The sequence below is a fragment of the Providencia sp. genome (genome assembly GCF_003533305.1).
GTDB lineage: Bacteria > Pseudomonadota > Gammaproteobacteria > Enterobacterales > Enterobacteriaceae > Providencia.
Genome location: NZ_DOEH01000015.1, coordinates 68,908 through 89,228, shown reverse-complemented (window position 1 = coordinate 89,228; position 20,321 = coordinate 68,908). Strand labels below are relative to the sequence as shown.

Sequence of the window (20,321 nt, the reverse complement as noted above, 5' to 3'; positions counted from 1 at the left end):
TCTTTGATGCCCCTGTTGCCAAAGCGAAGTGTTTAGCGATAATAAAGGGTACGATAGATGAATGGAACCACCCAACCCTGCTTTTGTGGTTTTTTTTATTATTGATATACCTATTTGCGTTACTTTCAGACAAATCATGGAGTAAAGCGGACTAATTTATTGATAATTTTTTATCGGTAACTGAACTGCAAGTTTAGCTAGTCGCTTAATTTTTTAACTAATAGCTGTGAGAAGCCGAATATTTTTATGTCGTTAAAAACTCGTTATGAACTGCCTAGCCGTAGTGGCGATGTTCGCCATTTAGGATGCCTAATAGGTGCAGCTGGTGCCCTTGAATGTGCACAGATGATGGAACGTCATCAAGGCCCTGTCGTTATTGTCACTCGCGATATGCAAAATGCATTACGCTTGAGAGATGAAATGCAACAGTTTTCTCATCATCCAATCGAAACACTCTCGGATTGGGAAACCTTGCCTTACGATAATTTTTCGCCTCATCAAGAAATTATCTCTCATCGCTTATCGACACTTTATCATTTGCCAACAATGCAAAAAGGCGCATTAATCTTACCGGTTAATACCTTAATGCAGAAAGTGTGTCCATCGAGTTTTTTAACCAGTCATGCACTCGTAATGGCAAAAGGCGATAAACTTTCGCGCGAAAACTTGACAATAGAGCTCGATAAAGCAGGCTATCGCCATGTCGAACAAGTTTTAGAACATGGTGAATACGCCATAAGAGGCGCTTTACTCGATTTATTCCCGATGGGAAGTTCATTACCATTTCGTCTTGATTTCTTTGATGACGAAATTGATAGTTTACGTACTTTTGATGTGGATTCTCAACGAACCCTTGACGAAGTGACGAGCATTAATTTATTACCGGCTCATGAATTCCCTACAGACAAAGAGGCAATTGAACGCTTTCGTAGTCAATGGCGCGAACGCTTTGAAGTTCGTCGAGATCCTGAACATATTTATCAACAAGTCAGTAAAAACACACTACCAACAGGCATTGAATATTGGCAACCGCTCTTTTTCCCCGAGCCACTAAGTTCGCTTTTTGATTATTTTCCCGATAACACCTTATTTGTCTCACAAAGTTTGCAAGAAGCCGCAGAACGTTTTCAATCTGATACCCAACAGCGTTTTGAAAGTCGTAGCGTTGACCCGATGCGTCCGTTGCTACCACCCGCAGATTTATGGTTGACCGTTGAACAACTTAATCAATCATTAAAAAAATGGCCTCGAGTTCAACTATCAGCAGAAAAACTAGCAGATAAAGCCGCCAATACTAATTTAGATTATCTACCATTGCCGGATATCAGTACCCAAGGGCAAAGTAAAACCCCGTTAGAGAAACTGCGCCAATTTATAGAACAATTTGATGGTACCGTTGTTTTTTCAGTAGAAAGCGAAGGCCGCCGTGAAACTGTTACAGAATTATTAGCACGCTTGAAAATTCGCCCTGAGATTATTGATGACTATACGCATCAAACCACGAGCCGTTTTGCAATAACGCTAGGTGCAGCAGAGCATGGATTTATTCAATCAAGCTTACACAGGGCACTGATTTGTGAAAGTGATTTGCTTGGAGAGCGAGTTGTTCGCCGGCGTGCTGATAACCGCCGCACCATTAATACAGATACCTTAATTCGTAATCTTGCTGAATTACGTCCAGGACAACCTGTTGTTCATATTGAGCATGGTGTAGGCCGCTATCAAGGGTTAACCACACTTGAAGCTGGCGGTATAACAGCCGAATACCTCATACTGACTTATGCAGGCTCAGATAAACTGTATGTTCCCGTATCATCATTACATTTAATTAGCCGCTACTCAGGTGGAGCGGATGAAAATGCCCCATTACATAAATTGGGGAGCGATAGTTGGGGCAAAGCGCGCCAAAAAGCCGCTGAAAAAGTACGCGATGTGGCCGCTGAGTTGCTGGATATTTATGCTCAGCGTGCAGCAAAAGCTGGATTTGCTTTCAAACATGACAAACAACAATATCAAGAGTTTTGCCAAGGTTTTCCTTTTGAAACAACGCCTGACCAAGAAATGGCAATCAATGCTGTTTTAAGTGATATGTGCCAACCTTTAGCCATGGATAGATTAGTTTGTGGTGATGTCGGCTTTGGTAAAACTGAAGTTGCTATGCGAGCAGCATTTCTTGCGATCAACAATAATAAACAAGTTGCTGTATTAGTGCCGACTACCCTACTTGCTCAGCAACATTTTGATAATTTCAGAGATAGATTTGCAAATTGGCCGGTTAAGATTGAAATGCTGTCGCGCTTCAAAACAGCAAAAGAACAACAACAAATTATTGCTGAAACCGCTGAAGGTAAAGTTGATATCTTAATTGGTACTCACAAACTGCTTCAGCCAGATATCATCTGGAAAGATTTAGGTCTGTTGGTCGTGGATGAAGAACATCGTTTTGGTGTCCGTCATAAAGAACGCATTAAGGCCATGCGAGCAGACGTCGATATTTTAACCCTAACAGCCACGCCAATTCCCCGTACACTAAATATGGCAATGAGTGGTATGCGTGATTTATCTATCATTGCAACACCACCAGCGCGTCGTTTAGCGGTTAAAACCTTTGTTCGCCAATATGACGATTTAATCGTACGTGAGGCAATATTACGTGAAACCTTGCGCGGCGGGCAGGTCTACTATTTATACAACGACGTAGAAAATATAGAGAAAACGAAAGAGCGTCTTGAGAAATTAGTCCCTGAAGCCCGCTTTGTTGTGGGGCATGGACAAATGCGAGAGCGTGAATTAGAACGGGTAATGACCGATTTTCACCATCAACGTTTTAATGTCCTTATTTGTACCACTATCATTGAAACGGGCATCGACATCCCAACAGCCAATACAATTGTGATTGAACGTTCAGATCGTTTCGGTTTAGCACAATTACACCAGCTACGAGGTCGTGTTGGTCGCTCCCATCATCAAGCTTATGCTTATTTACTGACGCCACACCCGAAAGCGATGGCAGCTGATGCCCATAAACGCCTTGAAGCTATTTCGTCATTAGAAGATCTCGGCGCAGGTTTTGCACTTGCAACCCATGACTTAGAAATTCGAGGAGCAGGTGAATTACTGGGTGATGACCAAAGTGGACAAATGACAACCATAGGCTTCACGCTATATATGGAATTACTAGAAAGCGCCGTGGATGCATTAAAAGAAGGTCGTGAACCTTCCCTTGAAGATTTAACGAATCAACAAACAGAAGTTGAATTAAGAATGCCAGTCTTGTTGCCTGATGATTATATTCATGATGTAAATATCAGACTTTCTTTCTATAAACGCATTGCTAGCGCCAAAGATTCACTCGAGCTGAATGAGTTACGTACAGAACTAATTGACCGTTTTGGTAAAATACCAGATGCAGGTAAATTCTTGCTCGCTAACGCTGCGATACGACTACAAGCACAAGCTCTTGGTGTGAAACGAATTGAAGCCCATGAAAAAGGTGGATTTATTGAGTTTGGTGAGAAAAATAAAGTCGACCCAAGCTTTTTAATCAGCTTATTACAAGGACAACCACAAACCTATCGTTTAGATGGCCCTGTACGATTGAAATTCTTCAATGACCTGAGTGATCGAGTCGGTAGAATCGAATTTATTAAGCAGCTACTGACGGATTTTGAAGAGCATCAATTATCATAGATAACAAGAAAGGCTATCAGAAATAAACCTTGATAGTCTTTTTTATCACTTCAATTGGTATGATTCAAAAATAAGCTATTACTCGAAAAAACCATAGGTATTTTTGCTGGGTTTTAATTCCAAAATGGAGGAAGGGTCATTATTCGTCAGTAATTCGTTTTGCTTGATACAGTAAAAAGGGGCTAAATCCTTAACGTCACTTCGTAATGTCTCACAGACAGCACTATTAGACACCGTTAAATTTAAGCGGCCATCTTCATTCAATGGAATAAATAAGCCGGGGTCATAAGCTGTTCTAACCTTACCGACTGTATCCCCTATCCGATATACCACATCATATCCGACGATAACCAGTTCCATTTTTTTAGTAATCACACAAGTTCGTTGATGACTATCTGAAAAGAAAGGAAATGATTTATCTTGTAGTGCTTCAATCATAAACACTATTTTGCATTCATTTTGCGCAGGATGAAAACGGGAAAGTGATTCTTGACTAAAAGTACCTGGCACCCCAGTTACTGCACAATTTTCATATTCAATAATACGATTTGATTTAATAGGTTCTGTAGATAATACCGTTGCTAATTTAGCTTCTGGAGAGCGAGAAAATGAAGTTATTAGGAATGCTATAATTAAGATTACAGTAAGGCAAACTACTGATGCTGTTAACAACTTAAATCTAAGCTTCATAGAATGCCCTTATAAAAAAACAGAATGAATCTATTGTAGCAATTAATTAGGATAATTCGATAATTACCTACAGTAAATAAGGTTTTTTAGAATAATCCTAATTTTCAAAATATTATTTTAATAATATTTTGAAACAATTATAAACATTAAGTCACTCTAATAGCATACCCCCAAAATGAGTCGAGATTTAATGTTATCTTCTATCCAAAATAACAATATTACACCAATGATATCACAGGATAAAATCAATATTAATCATGATGTTAAAAAATCACGCACAAAATACATACAAAATAAACTTCAATTTAGACAATCTAACCTTGACTAACATTTAGCCAAAAAACTTTTTTATAAAATTTTCCAAATAGTCATTAATTATATTTCGTATTTATTTAATATAAGGTCATAATATTTTTTAAATAATTAATGTGCTTTCTATCATAAAAACAATTAAATAATTATTTAATTCGTAACAATTAAAATTTATTTAATTAAACTTTACTTATAAAATCAATTATATTTAACAACAAAATACATAAATCTCAACTATCTCTAAATACAGATTCGTTTAAATACATAACAAAAGAAATAATAACCATTGTAATTAGTTTCGGGCGGTAATGAGTGGTCAAGCAGTAAGATCCCATCATAGCAATAAATTCACCCTAATATAATAAGGTGAATTTTTATTGCCAATAAATACCTAACCGCTATTTTTAAAGATTGAATTAATGAAGTTTTAATTTAGGTCGAATAATACGGTTAATACTTCCTACTAGCATCATCAATCCTGTTTTCACATAACCATGAAGCGCTATTTGATGCATTCGATATAGCGAAATGTAGACAAATCGAGCAATACGCCCTTCAACCATCATGTCTCCACGCATCAGATTACCCATCAAACTACCCACGGTACTAAAACGCGACAACGAAACCAAAGAACCGTGATCTTTGTAGATATAATCTTTAAGCGGTTTTTGTTTCATAATCGCAATAATATTATCATAGCAACGACTTGCCATTTGATGGGCAGACTGTGCTCTTGGCGGGACAAATCCACCTTCGGGCTTAGCGCAAGAGGCACAATCACCAATAGCAAAAATCGAATCATCGAGAGTTGTTTGTAACGTCGGTTTGACTACTAATTGATTAATACGATTAGTTTCAAGCCCCGCAATATCTTTCATAAAGTCTGGTGCTTTAATTCCAGCAGCCCAAACCATAAGGTCTGCATAAATTTTGCCATCATCTTTAGTGTTAAGACCTTCTTTATCGGCACTTATTACCATCGTTTTAGTCAATACATTGACACCGAGCTTGTTCAGCTCTTGATGTGCGGCTCCCGAAATTCGAGGAGGTAAAGCAGGTAGAATTCGTTCCCCCGCTTCAACCAAAGTGACGTTTAATGCATCAGTATCTAAACCTTTGAAACCATAACTCGTCAATTGTTCAACAGCATTATAGAGCTCAGCCGATAACTCAACACCCGTTGCACCCGCGCCAACAATCGCGATATTAACTTTTTCTTCAGCATTATCACGAACCGAGTAACGAAGAAATAAATTAAGCATTTCATCATGAAAACGATGCGCTTGGTTCGGGCTATCTAAGAAAATACAATTTTCTTTCACCCCAGGTGTACCGAAATCATTTGAGGTACTGCCGAGCGCTATCACCAAAAAATCATAATGTAATTCACGCAATGGCACTAATAACTCGCCATTTTTATCGCGCAATTCACCTAAAATCACTTTTTTATTTTCACGGTCAATATTTGTTAACGAACCCAATTGGAAATGAAATGCATTATGGCGTGCATGGGCAAGATAGCTAATAGCATCTACACCATCATCTAATGAACCCGTAGCGACTTCATGTAATAGCGGCTTCCATAAATGACTTGGATTACGGTCAACTAAAGTGATCTCGGCACGTTTTTTGCGGCCCAATTTGCGTCCTAAGCGAGTTGCCAGCTCTAAACCACCAGCACCACCACCTATAACGACAATCTTAGGTTGAGATAAGGTCATAATTTCCTCAATACAAAATATATTAATGTTATTAAAGATTTCTCATCATAAACATCTTTAATAACAATAATTAACCACTATTAACTCGAATAAAATAAAGAATATCACGACTGGCGCATTGGTCATACCAAATATTGATCAATATCAATTTAGTTGATTATTATGACAACGATCACAATCGTCAAATCATTTTTTGAAAAAAAGGAATCCAGATAGCGCTGACCATGCTGATATTAATCAATTTATGATAATCCGTCCAAGCTATTTGATAATACGAATCATTAATATTTTACATATCAAAATAAATTAGCCATAACGTAATCATTTATATTGTGATATTTGGATTAAAATTGAGGAAGTTATGATGAAATAGTCAAAAAAATGAGAAGGAATTATAGCGATAAAAAACCCTGAAAATAGTCATTTACTTTCAGGGTTTGTTCAATGTTAAATCATAGCGTCATCCAACGCTGATAGGTAAACTCACCTTATTTAACTTTTTTGATACGTGTATCCGTTGGTAATGCAATTGGTGAATTATCTTTGAAGTATTGCATCAATGCTTCATTGTCAGGTAAACCATAAACACGGTCTTTACCTTCTTTGAATGCAGAGAAACGACTTCCACCTGTTGCCAAGAATTCATTGGCAGCAACACGATAACTCTTATTCATATCAATTGGCTTACCGTTAAGCTTCATTGAGCCTGGAATGACTTTATCGCCAACTGCACGACTATCGTCCCACTCATAATAGAAACCTTTGGAAACTGGCATAATTTGTGGACGAGCACGATCCCATTGCTGTTCTAGTGCAAGCTTAATTTGAGCGCCAGTTAATGACTGAGTCACAATTACATTTGAGAAAGGCTGCACAGTGAAGATATCACCATAAGTTAACTCGCCTGCTTTCAAATCAGCACGGATACCACCACTATTCATAAAGGCAATTTGTGCACCGCCAGCTTCTTTTGAAGAGGCTGAATACAATTGTCCGTCTGCAATAATTTTACCGAGTGTTGAATCACCCGCTGGCGATAATTTTTTATCCGCTGAGCCATTTAATGTTCCCATCACTTGTTGGGCGATAGGTAAAGAAATACGCTCATACTTTTGCACAAACGTGGTTAACTCAGGATTTTTCTCATATCGCTTAGTTTCAACTGGGATATTTTTAGCGTCAATGCTAACAATATCTTTCGTTTTTCTATCAATTTCGATATTCAGTTGAGAAATCAATGTCCCGTTAGATTGTGCAGAAATCACTGTTTTACCATTAATTTCACAATTATAAGCTTGATGTGTATGTCCACTAACAACAAAATCCACAGCACCATCTAATTGCTTCACGATATCCACGATTGGACCTTGGATATTATCACAACGGTTTATATCTTTTTTCTTGGTATCAATTTGTTGAGTCGCACCTTCATGGATCAACACACCAATACTATTAATACCTTGTGCTTTTAACAATTGCACTTGCTTATTAATAGTTTCAACTTCATTTTTGAACTCTAAACCCGCAGTTCCGCTTGGTGTAACAATCGCAGGCGTACCTTCAAGTGTTAGACCAATGAATGCAACGGGGACACCGTCAAACTCTTTGATAAAGTAAGCAGGAAACAGCGTATTTCCCGTTTCTTTCACGATAACGTTAGCTGCTAAATAATTGAAATCAGCCCCTGCAAATGAGTCTTTACCGACACAACCCGCAGTTGGATGACAGCCACCATTTTGTTTTCTTAAAAGCTCTTCTTTACCTTTATCGAACTCATGATTACCAACGGCGCTGGTTTCCATGCCGATTGCACTTAAAGCTTCAATCGTAGGCTCATCATAAAACATGGATGAAAGTAGCGGACTCGCTCCCACTAAGTCCCCTGCACCCACCACGATCGTTTTATTATTTTCAGCTCTTAATTGATTGATAAGGGTCGCGATAGACTCAATACCACCTAATTCACCATCACCTGGTGCTTGAAGTGCACCATGGAAGTCATTGATACCAATAACTTGAACTTTCAAATTATCATTAGTCGTTTTAGGTGCGCAACCAGCCATTAATGCACCAGCAACAAGCACTGTGAGTAACCCAATTTTATGTTTCATTTATTATTACCTTTTATAAACATCTACTTTCTAGAACATTTTGAAACGATATGTGGTTGTCATAGAGCCCGATAATGAATGCGCGCGCTGTGAATGGCCATTATATAATTTCGGTGTAGAATAATCAGATTCTTGCTCATGGTGCCAGCCATAACCACCGCTTAAAGAGATTGATAAATTCTTCATTGGCGTCCAATAACTAAACAAACCTGCTTGGCCTTGTCTTAATTTTTCGCCTTCATAAGAGAATTCACTATAGTTAGAACGAACACCCACTGAGAGATCTGGATTAATTTGATATTCAGCAGAAAGTCCTAACATTGTTTCGCCATCACGAACATAGTCGATATCTGAGTAGGCTGGTGAATTAAAACGACCTCGCGTATTACCGATTGGATTACGTGCAAATTGACCCACGCCATTGGTTTTTTTCGCCGTGGTATGTGTTAAGCCTGCACCCAAAGTCCAAGGCGTTTCTGGCACTTTCCACTCGACAGTACCCGCGTAGTGCCATGCTCTCTTATCAAAATTGCGTTTTGTATTTTTTTCAGTAGTACGTTTTCCGTCACTGCCATACTCATGATTATAAATTTGAGAAGCCAGTGTAACGTCCGATGTTAGTTTATATTTAGCCTCGAGACCTTGTTGACGGAATACATCATCTGCTTGACCATAGAAATAATAAACTTTCAGCGGTTTTGTTTCATAATTGATGCCACCCGTAATTACGTGATCAAGGACATGGCGTTTACCATTACCGTCATCAAAATACATTTTATCAATATTAGGGCTATCACGACGCATTACTTTACTGTCGAGATACATCAAGTCTAAATTCCAATCACCGAGTGCAGTATTGGTGTAATAACCGCTATAGGTATTAAGAGAAAGACGTTGGGAGTTAGTAAAAATACCCTTGTTTTTCAGTGTAAACCAACCTGCTTTACCATTTATTTTAACAGGTTCAAAATCAAGTTTTACTTTAGCGTAGCGTTGACCAATTTTGTTATAGCCTTTAGCTTCACCATCATCGTTATACAAAATTGCACGAGAGGCGAAGTCTTTACTTGCCGCAAGTTTAATACCACCGTAGTACGAAGCATCAAACCCGATAACATCAGCGAAATAACCTGATTTATAATCAAGTTGTAAGTTTTGACCCCAAGCCTGTGCGACTTGTTTTTTATAACGTTGTTCTTCTTTGTCAAAACGATTTTCTGTTTTTAAATACTTCCACATATTACGTGTAGAAATCTCAAGTTCAGAATCAGCAACAAACGAATTTTCCTTGATTGTATCTTCCCAGTTACTCGCATTCGCTGCAGTAACGGCTAAATAACAAGGAGAAAGCATTAGTAAAACAAAATTTTTAACTTTCATTATGAATAAACCTAGTTAATGATTATTTGAATTAATTTTATGTTTGCCCATGTTGCCATGGGCAATAAAACACCATCTTTATATTTAGCTTAAAATAACTTCACTGACTTTTAATAAACATCACTTCCATTTCAAACACTAAAATCTTATTTTTCTACGCAAAAGAATTAAACACTAATATCAACTTACTTATCTCTTTAATTATTATCTTAATAACTATTTAAAAATAGACAAAACGAGTACGATGAGGCGTAATCCTCATACATTTAGTTATATTTAACTTAAACAGTTCAGCGTTTTTTTTGTTTTTTATCTCTCGTCGAGTAAATCTTCATTAGCTTCGAATTGTAATAATTTCGTCATAATCTGAATGCTATCGTAATTTACCGTCAATTAAAACGATCACTGTCACAACCTGTTACATCACTTGCATTTTATCTATGATTCAATGTGATTTACATCACATTGCGCTGTTGTATTCACTTTAATATCCACTGAACGATTAAAATTAAAAATCGCTATTTAGGTACATTTCAAATTTATCCAAACAATTTAAATGCAGATATATGTAATTACCTTCTACATATCGGTAAAGCAACCGATTACTTAATAGTAAAGATTGAAATATTAGATTTTGGATACATTGCAATCTATTTCTATATAACATTATTAATAAATATCTTTTTATATTACTTAACTTTTTTTATTATTTTCATTTCAGTTAAATAATATTAACAATTTGAAATCACACTAATTAGATGTAAATTCCATCAGTACTATTTTTAGTTTTATATGACAAGTTAACTAATAACTGCCAACTCTTAATGGACTATTTACCTAAAAAAATAAAAATAAAAAGAGATTAAAACTATATGAAGCTAAAAAACAATCAATATTTTTCCGATGCACAATAATGGTATTGATTAGAAATAATACTATTGGGGTATCGACTGCGTTCACTAACCTCATGTGAAATTTTGGACGATAGAGTAACAATAATTAATGTAATGGAAGATGTTTTAATCAGGGGGGAATCGAAAATTTATCCATCTGACATGGATCATCAAAGAATCAGCATGGTAAGGAATCGGAGGTTGTTACATATTTTGATGTATATCAGCTAGATATAATTTCTAGCTGATATCGATAAATTAGAAATTCAATAAAACTACTGACGATGCTCTTGCCATTTTTGGTGCAAATTGACTAATTGACGATGACCATCTTTCCAACGCTCTACACTTTGCAACTCTTTCAAACTGTATTGACGACCACTATGATATAACTTAGAGGCTTGGCTATTTTGTTGTTTTGGTAAATTATCCAAAACACTCACAGCTCCTTCAGGGTTATTACAAACAAGAACCATATCACAACCCGCATTTAAAGAAGCGCTAGCTCTTTCAGGGTAACTTCCCATAATAGCCGCGCCTTCCATAGAGAGGTCATCAGAAAAAATAACCCCGTTAAAGCCAAGTTGCTCACGAAGCACTGATTTCAACCAAAATGGCGAACCACTTGCAGGACGTTCATCTACCTGAGTGTATATAACATGAGCTGGCATAATGGCATCTAATAAATCTCGCTGGATAAAATCTTTAAAAATCGACATATCCTTACCACGAATGGTTTCTAATGAACGCTCATCACGAGGCGTTTCTTTATGTGAATCAGCTTTTACAGCACCATGCCCAGGGAAATGTTTACCTGTGGTCTTCATTCCAGCACTGTGCATACCTTTAATGAAACGCTCAGCCATCAGCATTGCAATCTCAGGATTATCATGAAATGAACGTTCTCCAATCGCAATACTTTGATGACCTAAATCTAAAACGGGCGCAAAGCTGATATCAATATCCATCGCTATCATTTCGGATGCCATTAACCACCCTGCTTCTTGAGCAAGTTTTGCACCATCCATTTGGCTGTTTAGCTCAGCAAAAGCTTGTGCTGAAGGTAAGGCGGTAAAACCATCACGAAAACGCTGTACACGTCCACCTTCCTGATCGACAGCTATCAATAAGCGATGTCTTGATGCATCTCTGATTTGACGCACTAATTCTCTTAATTGAGCGGCGTCATGAAAGTTACGGGTAAATAAAATCAAACCGCCAACTAAGGGGTGGGCTAATATTTCGCGCTCTTCATTGTCCAGCTCATATCCCTGAACATCCAGCATTATCGGACCCATATCCTGCCTCGCTTATTAAACTATTCTACAAATGATTATCAACTCAGTTATCAGCGTTAACTATCAACCAAGTAAATTGAAATATTGCCTTAATGAATGTGATTGTAGCAAAAACTGCGGCTGATGACTTTCATTCCACTGCACTTCATACCACATTAACATCATATATTTTACCCATGGCGTCCATAAATGACAGTGCTTAGCTAGCCGTATTTTATCGCTATACGCACCACTGACATCACAGTAATGATGAAGAAAGAAATCTTGCTGATTTAAAGTAAGCTCATTGAATTGAAAATAAGTTTCTAATGAAAATGCGATATCCGTATTCGCTGCATATTCCCAGTCTAACAGCATTATTTTCCCATCACTGTTACTGACAACATTTCCACTATGAATATCCATATGCGCCGGCGCAAGTTTTAATGTTTTCGGCATTTTCATCGTCAAAAATTGATGATGAATTTTTTTCCACCTTGGCGATAGGCGCTTTTTATCGATAAGAGCACCATAATGCGCAATTTCATTTCTCAATTGTAAGCGATAATTTAATAAAGGATGGCAATGCAACTGCGCAACAATGTTAGCGAGCTTTGCTTGAAATTCAGGAGAGACAAAGGTGGTATAGTGAGGGTTTTGCCCTACGCACCACGTTAATAATAACCAATGACTATTGCGGCCAATCAATTTCGGGGCATAAGGAAATTGTTCAAGTTGCTTTAAAATTCGTGCTTCTTTATCGCGATCAACATATAAAGATGACTGAGTTTGTCCATCGGCACGAGCAATAAGACTAATACGCTGATGGGCACACCGAGTTTGTAATAAATATGTGCCTCCAGACAAACCAGCTAAAGGCGTTATCTCCCAATTTTGCGTTAATACATGAGGAAAATAACGCATAAGCAAAGAGAATAACGCATTATTGTTATTCACTTTTTATTACTCAGCTGGTTACTGCTCGACTTTTCATTGTGCAGATTTTTACTACTCAATCGTGTGTTTACCCGTCCAAACAATTTCGCCTGTTTGCACTTCCATTAGCTGCATTTCAATATTGCGCTCTTTAGTTGAACCTGAAATAACACTGTAAATGACATAATCCGCTTGCACGTAACGCCCTAAACCAATCGCTTTACTGCGTGTCACAAGGCTATCATCTTGTGATAAACCCAATGTTTTACGTGCCGAACTCACAACACTTTGTGGCACAACCTTGAAGCGTTGCGTATTTTCAACCGCAGTGGTCATGGCACCGGTGACAACTTGTACAGGTAAAGAACCATTTGTATTATTTTTTACCGAATCAACCAACAACACTTTACCACTTTCAACACCTTCCGCTGATGCCATTTGCCCAACCAAAGGGGTAATCGATGCAGACCAATTCGTAGTTTGCTGTTTTGGTGGTGTAGGTACTTTATCTGTCGGTGGTGGCGGTGTCACTTGTGGCGGTTGTTCAGGCTCTACAGGTACGATTGGCGGTTGTTTAACCGGCTCTTGCGGAGGATAAGAGGGACAACCAGCTAATAATAACGTTGCAATTGCAACCCATAAAACGTGTTTCATGACTATTCTCCAGCCTTTGGTGGTAAGAATATATAAATACGGACATTGCGCGCTAAAGGTGAAAGACTCACAGCATTAACAGTCACCATCGAATTTCCTGGAATTTGTTGTGTTAAAACAGCGGATGTTTCAATTCTCAGCCCTTGCTCATCATACCAATACAAGCGGTATAACACTGTCACAGCTTGTGGCTGTATATTGCTAATATTAATTGTGGCGGCTGTTTGATAATTTTCCACACTGATGATCGGATTTTCAGCAATGATACCTTCTGCTAAGACCGCAGATTCCATAATTATCCGCTGCTGCTCGTTAAATATGAGCCCATTTTTTTTGCCCCAAAGGCAACCACTCAATACCATTATCATGATACTGAGTGCAAAAAAACGCTTAGCCGTTATAGCAACATGTCCCACTGGATTATCCATTATTTTGCAAGTAATGGGCCTAAATGGCGTCCGCCAACAAGGTGCATATGGATATGAAAAACTTCTTGGCCTGAATGTTCATTACAATTCATAATCAAGCGATAACCATTTTCAGCAATGCCTTCTTCTTTGGCAATTTTAGCTGCAACTGTAAATAAGCGACCGAGTGTTTGTTCATCATCAGCGGTAACATCATTAACGGTAGGGATAAGCTTGTTAGGAATAATCAAAACGTGAGTCGGTGCCTGCGGTGAAATATCACGAAATGCAGTAACCAGTTCATCTTGATAAACCACATCAGCAGGAATTTCACGTCGAATAATCTTACTGAAGATAGTTTCTTCTGCCATTTCATTTTCCTTAATAATTCAATAATGACTTATATTATGGTTAGTTAAAACCTAATCGCTGTTCTTACCCACATTCAAATGGAACAAGCGATTAAAATTCTCTGTGGTAATTTCAGCCATCTGCTCAACACTAATACCTTTAAGCACAGCCATATACTCCACAACATCACGAACATATGCAGGTTGATTCTCTTTACCACGATGGGGAACCGGTGCCAAATATGGCGAGTCAGTTTCCACTAAAATTCGATCAAGCGGGACAACACGTGCGGCTTCTCTTATTTGCTCAGCATTACGAAAAGTCACAATTCCCGAAAAAGAGATATACATTCCTAAATCAAGTAATTCTATCGCCGTATCTTTATCTTCAGTGAAACAATGTAAAACACCCCCACACTCAGTTACCTTTTCTTCTCGTAAAATCGATAAGGTATCTTCACGAGCTGCGCGAGTGTGCACAATAACAGGTTTGTTAACTTGACGCCCAATTCGAATGTGCTGACGAAAAGACGTTTGTTGCAACGCGGCATTTTCTTGCTGGTAATAATAATCAAGCCCCGTTTCGCCAAGGGCAACAACTTCACTGCCAGCCGCTAATTGCGCTAATCTTTCAAAATCATGGCCTTCATCTAAATTTAGTGGATGAATACCACAGGAAAACGCAATATTATCACGCTTCCCAATAAGCTGTTTCATGCTTTCAAAGCCTTGCAGCGTCGTGGCAACGGCTAACATAAAATTGACATCACGCGCAGATGCCTTAGTAATAACATCATCAACGTTAGAGTGTATTTTTTCATAATCTAAGCAATCGAGATGACAATGTGAATCAACTACAAACATATTTTACTCTTTTCATAATGAGGGATTTGCAATCAATGCTTCCCATTGTAATAACTGATTAGTCAAAATCAATTCTTGATTAAGCGCAGAGACCGTCACTAATTGATGGCGACAATTTTGCCACTGCTCATAAGCATTAACTAGTTGTGAACGTGTCATCGAGGTCGATAACAATGAGACCCGTGATAATTGGTCTTGATTAATACAATATTGTACGGCATTTTGCTGCAATTTTAACGCATCCGATAATAGTCCTAATAACCAACTAATCAATTCAGGCCCATTATCGCTGTTTAAAATAGGTAGCAAACGTAATAAATCACGTTGTTGTAATGCAATCTCTAACTCGTCAAATAATGTACTACGTTTTTGCCAATGTTCTGGGCTAAGAAGTGCTAATGCCGCTATAGGTGAGCCTTGGCAAAGTTTCAACGCGGTTATCACATTATTTGTATTCAAATTAGCAATTTGTTTTTGCAACCAATATAACGCGATTTGTTGTTCTGGCGCGGGTAAAAAATGTGTTAAACAGCGGCTTCTTAACGTTGCCAGTAGACTTTCTTTTTTCTCACAGCCTAGTAAGAAATAAGTTTCTTTGCCCGGCTCTTCTAGCGTTTTTAACAACGCATTTGCTGCTGCATCGGTTAATATCTCTGCATTAGGAATATAAACAACTCTAGCGCCGCCTTGTTGAGCATGACTGCTAAGTATTTCCGTGAGCTTCCTAACCGATTCAACACTAACCGTTTGCTTACCTTTTTCTGGCACTAAAACATGATAATCAGGATGTGTTCCTGCTAACATTAAGCGACAACTATGACATTCACCGCAACTTTTCAGTCCATCTTTCTTCTGACAAATTAACCAACGGCTAATACCATAGCAAAGAGCTTCAGCTCCATTTCCCGGAAATGCGTGTAATAATAAAGCATGATGCCCACGACCACTTTGATAAGTCGCTATTAATTGGCGATAGCTATCATTTAACCAAGGGTACCAGTTCATTACATCATAACCTTATTTAGCTAACCATTGCTGAAGTGTACTACGAATATCTTTTTGAACTTGCTCGATATTTTGACTTGCATCAACGGTTAAAATTGACTCATCTTGAGCGGCAAGTTCGGTATAACGAGCACGAGTCCGTTCAAAAAAAGCTAACGACTCTTTCTCAATTCGATCAAGCTCACCCCGTGAACGTGCACGCTGTAAACCTAATGCAGGTGGAAGGTCAAGATAAAGCGTTAATGCAGGTTTGAAATCCCCTAGCACTAAATCACGCAAAGATTGCATAAGTTCGCGATCAATACATCTTCCGCCACCTTGATACGCTTGAGATGAAAGATCATGACGGTCACCAACAACCCACTTACCTGCGGCTAAAGCGGGTTTTATCACGGTATCAACTAACTGAACGCGTGCAGCATAAAGCATCAATAGCTCTGCTTTATCAGTCACTTTATCACCTTCAATACCTTGTTTAACCAGTTCTCGTAGCTTTTCAGCTAACGGTGTACCACCGGGTTCACGTGTGAAAACGATATCTTGAATTCCGGCTTGGTTAAGGGTTTCAACAACTGTATTAATTGCAGTTGTTTTCCCTGCCCCTTCTAATCCTTCAATAACAATAAATTGGTTTTTCATTTTGTTTATCAATTTTTCTGTTCAATTTGTCGGTAAACTTTAACTGCACGGTTGTGGTCATTAAGGTTATGACTAAAAGTATGCCCACCCGTCCCATTTGCAACAAAATATAAGTAATCTGTTTTTGCTGGGTGTGCGGCCGCTTTTATTGATGCTAAACCCGGCATAGCAATTGGTGTCGGAGGTAGTCCATCTATCTTATACGTGTTATACGCTGAGTAGTTATCGAGATCGCTTCGGTAAATTTTACCACGGTACTTATCACCAAGCCCGTAAATAACGGTTGGGTCTGTTTGCAAACGCATGTTTTTCTTCAGTCGGTTAACAAATACAGAGGCCACCTGAGACCTTTCGCTATCAATTCCGGTTTCTTTTTCAATGATTGAGGCCATTATCAGCATTTCATATGCATTTTTGTACGGCAAATCACGATCACGCCCAGCCCACTCTTCATCTAGGCTGTTTTTCATACGCTGATAAGCGCGTTTGAGGATATCGGTATCTGCTGTTCCCGCTGTATATGAATAAGTATCAGGATACAACCACCCCTCAAGTAAACCTTCGCCATCATAACCAATCATCGCGTATAATTCAGTTTGAGTTGCATCCTTAGCTTTATTTTCTAAATAAGGTGCATCACGTAAAATATTACTCCAATCTGAGAAACGATTTCCTTCGATAAAACGAATTGAAAACTGAGCTTCTTTACCACTCGCAATAAGCGCCAAAACTTGTTCAACATTCATTTCAGGTTGTAAACGATAAGTACCTGCTTTCATTTTTGCCAATTCAGGGCGTAGCTTTAATAACCACTGAAATTCATGTCCTTGCTCAATGATATTATCTTTAACAAGTAAATCTTCCAATGCAACACGACCCGTTCCCGCAGGTACTGTAAATATTTTTTCTTGCGTTAAATTGACTGTCACTTTTGCATAGTTAATAACCTGTCGATACTGCAAATAAGCAGCAATTCCACCGACTAATACGAGAACAAAGATAACAAGTGCTATTTTTTTGGCTAATTTCATGTTTTGACCACTTAAAAACTAGGTTTGCCGATATAGATCAGATTTGAAAGCATTAACTACATCTGACAACGCAAAAGCAGATATTCAAATAATTCTCGTGATTGGTATTCCAATACAGACTGTGACTCTTTCAAGGTAATTGTCGCCACCGGTAAAATTGGCATTAAACTATTACAAATAACAACCTCATTACATTGAGCCAATATCGCCGGAAACCGTTCGACTTCTTCCAAAGTGTACTGACTGCCAGAAAGAAGTGCCATTATCTTTTGTCTCATAAGCCCATTCACACCTGAATAAGATAATGCCGGGGTATAAACTCGATTTTTCACACGCCAAAAGAAATTAGCACTACAACACTCGACCATGATGCCATTGGTATCTAATACAATCGCTTCATCTACTTGCGCTTCATCGATTTCCTGTCGGATCAAAACTTGTTCTAAACGATTAAGATGCTTCATTCCTGCCAGCAAAGTATTTCGACTCAATGGAATTGAGCTAAGGATAAGTTGAGCACCTGTTTGCTGCAATGGCGGATAATGTTGAGGAAATGCTGAAATCGCAGTGATGACTGTGGGTTGGTTAAACCCTTTTGAACTATACCCCCGACCACCTGCACCACGGCTAATAATCACTTTCACGACAAACTCATCATCAGTTTGTTCACGACATATCGCTTCTATGTGTGCGGTAAGCGCCTGCCAATCTGGTTGTGGTAATTTTAATCGTCGGCTATCACTTATCAAACGACCAATATGATTTTTCAACATTTGTGCATGTTGGTTAACCCCATGTATAGTCGTAAAGCAGCCATCCCCGAATGAAACAGCGCGATCAGCGACATCGATTTGATTACAAATTTGACCATTTACCCAGTATGACATTGATTATACTTATAATAAAAGCTGATAAATCAGACAGTAACATAATGGAGTTATCATAAACTAAAGCATGAAGTGCTGTAAAGGATAGGAAAAAGAAAAGCCCCAGACCCTAAGGTAATCTGGAGCTTTAATTTCAATATAGCCGATGCTTATTCTGCGTGATAACGACGGAATATCAACGAGCCATTTGTACCACCAAAACCAAATGAGTTACATAGCGCATATTCCATGTTCTCAACTTTCCTTGCTTTACCCGGTACAAGATCTAACTTGCAAGATTCATCTTGGTTATCAAGGTTAATGGTCGGTGGAACGATTTGATCACACAACGATAAAATCGTAAAGATAGATTCAACAGCGCCCGCAGCACCTAAAAGATGTCCTGTCATTGACTTAGTTGAACTGACTAATACATCAGTACCTTCGCCAAATACAGAAATAACTGCTTGAGCCTCAGCTAAATCACCTGCTGGAGTCGATGTTCCATGAGCATTAATATAGCCGATATCACTTGCTTCGATACCCGCGTCTTGCAGCGCATTAATCATTGCACGAGCAGCCCCTTCACCATTTTCAGGCGGTGAAGTCATATGGTAAGCATCGCTGCTCATACCAAAGCCTGCAACCTCTGCATAGATTTTTGCACCACGCGCTTTTGCATGTTCATATTCTTCAAGTACGATGATACCCGCACCATCACCAAGAACAAAACCATCACGGTCTTTATCCCAAGGACGGCTAGCCGCTTGTGGGTTATCATTACGTGTTGATAATGCTCTAGCTGCGCCAAAGCCAGCAACACCTAGCGGGGTTGTCGCTTTTTCTGCGCCACCTGCCAACATTATGTCTGCGTCACCATAAGCTATCATACGTGCTGCATGCCCAATATTATGCACACCCGATGTACAAGCAGTGGCGATAGAAATACTTGGACCACGCAAACCGTACATGATGCTTAAATGACCTGCAACCATGTTGATAATTGTAGAAGGCACGAAGAATGGGCTTACTTTTCGAGGACCACCGTGTTGAATAGACTCACAGTTATCTTGAATTAAACCTAACCCTCCAATACCAGAACCAATCGCTGCACCGAAACGTGTAGCATTGGCTTCTGTTACTTCCAATCCCGCATCTTTAACAGCTTGATAGCCTGCTGCAATGCCATATTGAATAAATGGGTCCATCTTCTTCGCATCTTTGCGAGAGATGTCATAATCTTCGTAATTGAAATCTTTTACTAAGCCTGCAAATTTAGTTGCGTGGTTAGTAGTATCAAAATGCTCGATAAGGCTGATACCACTCTGTCCGCCACAAACAGCTTTCCATGATGATTCAACTGTGTTGCCGACAGGGGATAACATGCCTAGTCCGGTTATGACTACACGACGCTTAGACACGCGCATCCTCCTAAGAGGGAAAAGTGACAAAGGGAACATAGGCGATCGAGTGATCGCCTAGATAAGTTTAGTAC

At 38.7% G+C, this 20,321-nt stretch carries 16 protein-coding genes; 1 reads left to right on the top strand and 15 read right to left on the bottom strand.

Annotated elements, in window-relative coordinates:
* Positions 1-246 precede the first annotated feature (246 nt).
* Entirely contained in the window at positions 247-3,690 is a 3,444-nt protein-coding gene (mfd, locus tag DD649_RS07775; RefSeq protein WP_294105581.1) for a transcription-repair coupling factor, read from the top strand.
* Positions 3,691-3,768: 78 nt separating this feature from the next.
* Here the strand turns inward: mfd and umoD are convergent, their stop codons facing one another.
* The 15 genes from umoD to fabF all read right to left on the bottom strand — a co-directional run bounded on the left by umoD (position 3,769) and on the right by fabF (position 20,247).
* On the bottom strand, positions 3,769-4,380 hold the full coding sequence (gene umoD / locus DD649_RS07770) for a UmoD family flagellar biogenesis regulator (protein WP_294105579.1): 612 nt from the start codon (positions 4,378-4,380) through the stop codon (positions 3,769-3,771).
* Positions 4,381-5,108: 728 nt separating this feature from the next.
* Complete coding sequence (locus DD649_RS07765) at positions 5,109-6,413, bottom strand: NAD(P)/FAD-dependent oxidoreductase (protein ID WP_294105576.1); 1,305 nt, start codon at positions 6,411-6,413, stop codon at positions 5,109-5,111.
* A 488-nt stretch (positions 6,414-6,901) separates the two neighbouring features.
* A complete protein-coding gene (locus DD649_RS07760) occupies positions 6,902-8,524 on the bottom strand; it encodes a bifunctional metallophosphatase/5'-nucleotidase (protein ID WP_294105574.1) in 1,623 nt (540 codons plus the stop codon).
* A 30-nt stretch (positions 8,525-8,554) separates the two neighbouring features.
* Positions 8,555-9,904: an OprD family outer membrane porin gene (locus DD649_RS07755; RefSeq protein WP_294105571.1), complete on the bottom strand. Its 1,350-nt coding sequence runs from the start codon at positions 9,902-9,904 to the stop codon at positions 8,555-8,557.
* A 1,168-nt stretch (positions 9,905-11,072) separates the two neighbouring features.
* Complete coding sequence (gene nagZ, locus DD649_RS07750) at positions 11,073-12,095, bottom strand: beta-N-acetylhexosaminidase (RefSeq protein ID WP_294105569.1); 1,023 nt, start codon at positions 12,093-12,095, stop codon at positions 11,073-11,075.
* A gap of 63 nt (positions 12,096-12,158) precedes the next feature.
* Complete coding sequence (locus DD649_RS07745; protein WP_336429835.1) at positions 12,159-13,031, bottom strand: phosphotransferase; 873 nt, start codon at positions 13,029-13,031, stop codon at positions 12,159-12,161.
* 51 nt (positions 13,032-13,082) lie between these two features.
* Positions 13,083-13,664: a penicillin-binding protein activator LpoB gene (gene lpoB / locus DD649_RS07740; RefSeq protein ID WP_294105564.1), complete on the bottom strand. Its 582-nt coding sequence runs from the start codon at positions 13,662-13,664 to the stop codon at positions 13,083-13,085.
* Between the two features lie 2 nt (positions 13,665-13,666).
* Positions 13,667-14,092 carry a YcfL family protein gene (locus DD649_RS07735; protein ID WP_294105561.1) on the bottom strand — a complete coding sequence of 142 codons (426 nt, stop codon included), beginning with the start codon at positions 14,090-14,092 and terminating at the stop codon, positions 13,667-13,669.
* The gene (hinT, locus tag DD649_RS07730; RefSeq protein WP_294105559.1) at positions 14,092-14,442 is read right to left on the bottom strand and encodes a purine nucleoside phosphoramidase; all 351 of its coding nucleotides are present in this window, start codon (positions 14,440-14,442) and stop codon (positions 14,092-14,094) included. The genes DD649_RS07735 and hinT overlap by 1 nt, the downstream gene beginning before the upstream one ends.
* Positions 14,443-14,493: 51 nt before the next feature.
* Entirely contained in the window at positions 14,494-15,285 is a 792-nt protein-coding gene (locus DD649_RS07725) for a metal-dependent hydrolase (RefSeq protein ID WP_294105556.1), read from the bottom strand.
* Positions 15,286-15,297: 12 nt separating this feature from the next.
* Positions 15,298-16,290, bottom strand: a complete 993-nt coding sequence (holB, locus tag DD649_RS07720) for a DNA polymerase III subunit delta' (protein WP_336429832.1) — start codon at positions 16,288-16,290, stop codon at positions 15,298-15,300.
* A 12-nt stretch (positions 16,291-16,302) separates the two neighbouring features.
* Positions 16,303-16,929, bottom strand: coding sequence for a dTMP kinase (gene tmk, locus DD649_RS07715; protein WP_294105550.1), 627 nt, complete (start codon positions 16,927-16,929; stop codon positions 16,303-16,305).
* An 8-nt stretch (positions 16,930-16,937) separates the two neighbouring features.
* Entirely contained in the window at positions 16,938-17,960 is a 1,023-nt protein-coding gene (gene mltG, locus DD649_RS07710) for an endolytic transglycosylase MltG (RefSeq protein ID WP_336429829.1), read from the bottom strand.
* Positions 17,961-18,016: 56 nt separating this feature from the next.
* Entirely contained in the window at positions 18,017-18,847 is an 831-nt protein-coding gene (pabC, locus tag DD649_RS07705) for an aminodeoxychorismate lyase (RefSeq protein WP_294105542.1), read from the bottom strand.
* A 149-nt stretch (positions 18,848-18,996) separates the two neighbouring features.
* Positions 18,997-20,247, bottom strand: coding sequence for a beta-ketoacyl-ACP synthase II (gene fabF / locus DD649_RS07700; RefSeq protein WP_294105539.1), 1,251 nt, complete (start codon positions 20,245-20,247; stop codon positions 18,997-18,999).
* Positions 20,248-20,321: the final 74 nt, after the last annotated feature.

What these genes read in the sequence shown, in the direction of transcription:
- mfd (WP_294105581.1), top strand. Translation starts at nt 247, where the DNA reads ATGTCGTTAAAAACTCGTTATGAACTGCCTAGCCGTAGTGGCGATGTT.
- umoD (WP_294105579.1), bottom strand. Translation starts at nt 4,380, where the DNA reads ATGAAGCTTAGATTTAAGTTGTTAACAGCATCAGTAGTTTGCCTTACT.
- DD649_RS07765 (WP_294105576.1), bottom strand. Translation starts at nt 6,413, where the DNA reads ATGACCTTATCTCAACCTAAGATTGTCGTTATAGGTGGTGGTGCTGGT.
- DD649_RS07760 (WP_294105574.1), bottom strand. Translation starts at nt 8,524, where the DNA reads ATGAAACATAAAATTGGGTTACTCACAGTGCTTGTTGCTGGTGCATTA.
- DD649_RS07755 (WP_294105571.1), bottom strand. Translation starts at nt 9,904, where the DNA reads ATGAAAGTTAAAAATTTTGTTTTACTAATGCTTTCTCCTTGTTATTTA.
- nagZ (WP_294105569.1), bottom strand. Translation starts at nt 12,095, where the DNA reads ATGGGTCCGATAATGCTGGATGTTCAGGGATATGAGCTGGACAATGAA.
- lpoB (WP_294105564.1), bottom strand. Translation starts at nt 13,664, where the DNA reads ATGAAACACGTTTTATGGGTTGCAATTGCAACGTTATTATTAGCTGGT.
- DD649_RS07735 (WP_294105561.1), bottom strand. Translation starts at nt 14,092, where the DNA reads ATGGATAATCCAGTGGGACATGTTGCTATAACGGCTAAGCGTTTTTTT.
- hinT (WP_294105559.1), bottom strand. Translation starts at nt 14,442, where the DNA reads ATGGCAGAAGAAACTATCTTCAGTAAGATTATTCGACGTGAAATTCCT.
- DD649_RS07725 (WP_294105556.1), bottom strand. Translation starts at nt 15,285, where the DNA reads ATGTTTGTAGTTGATTCACATTGTCATCTCGATTGCTTAGATTATGAA.
- holB (WP_336429832.1), bottom strand. Translation starts at nt 16,290, where the DNA reads ATGAACTGGTACCCTTGGTTAAATGATAGCTATCGCCAATTAATAGCG.
- tmk (WP_294105550.1), bottom strand. Translation starts at nt 16,929, where the DNA reads ATGAAAAACCAATTTATTGTTATTGAAGGATTAGAAGGGGCAGGGAAA.
- mltG (WP_336429829.1), bottom strand. Translation starts at nt 17,960, where the DNA reads ATGAAATTAGCCAAAAAAATAGCACTTGTTATCTTTGTTCTCGTATTA.
- pabC (WP_294105542.1), bottom strand. Translation starts at nt 18,847, where the DNA reads ATGTCATACTGGGTAAATGGTCAAATTTGTAATCAAATCGATGTCGCT.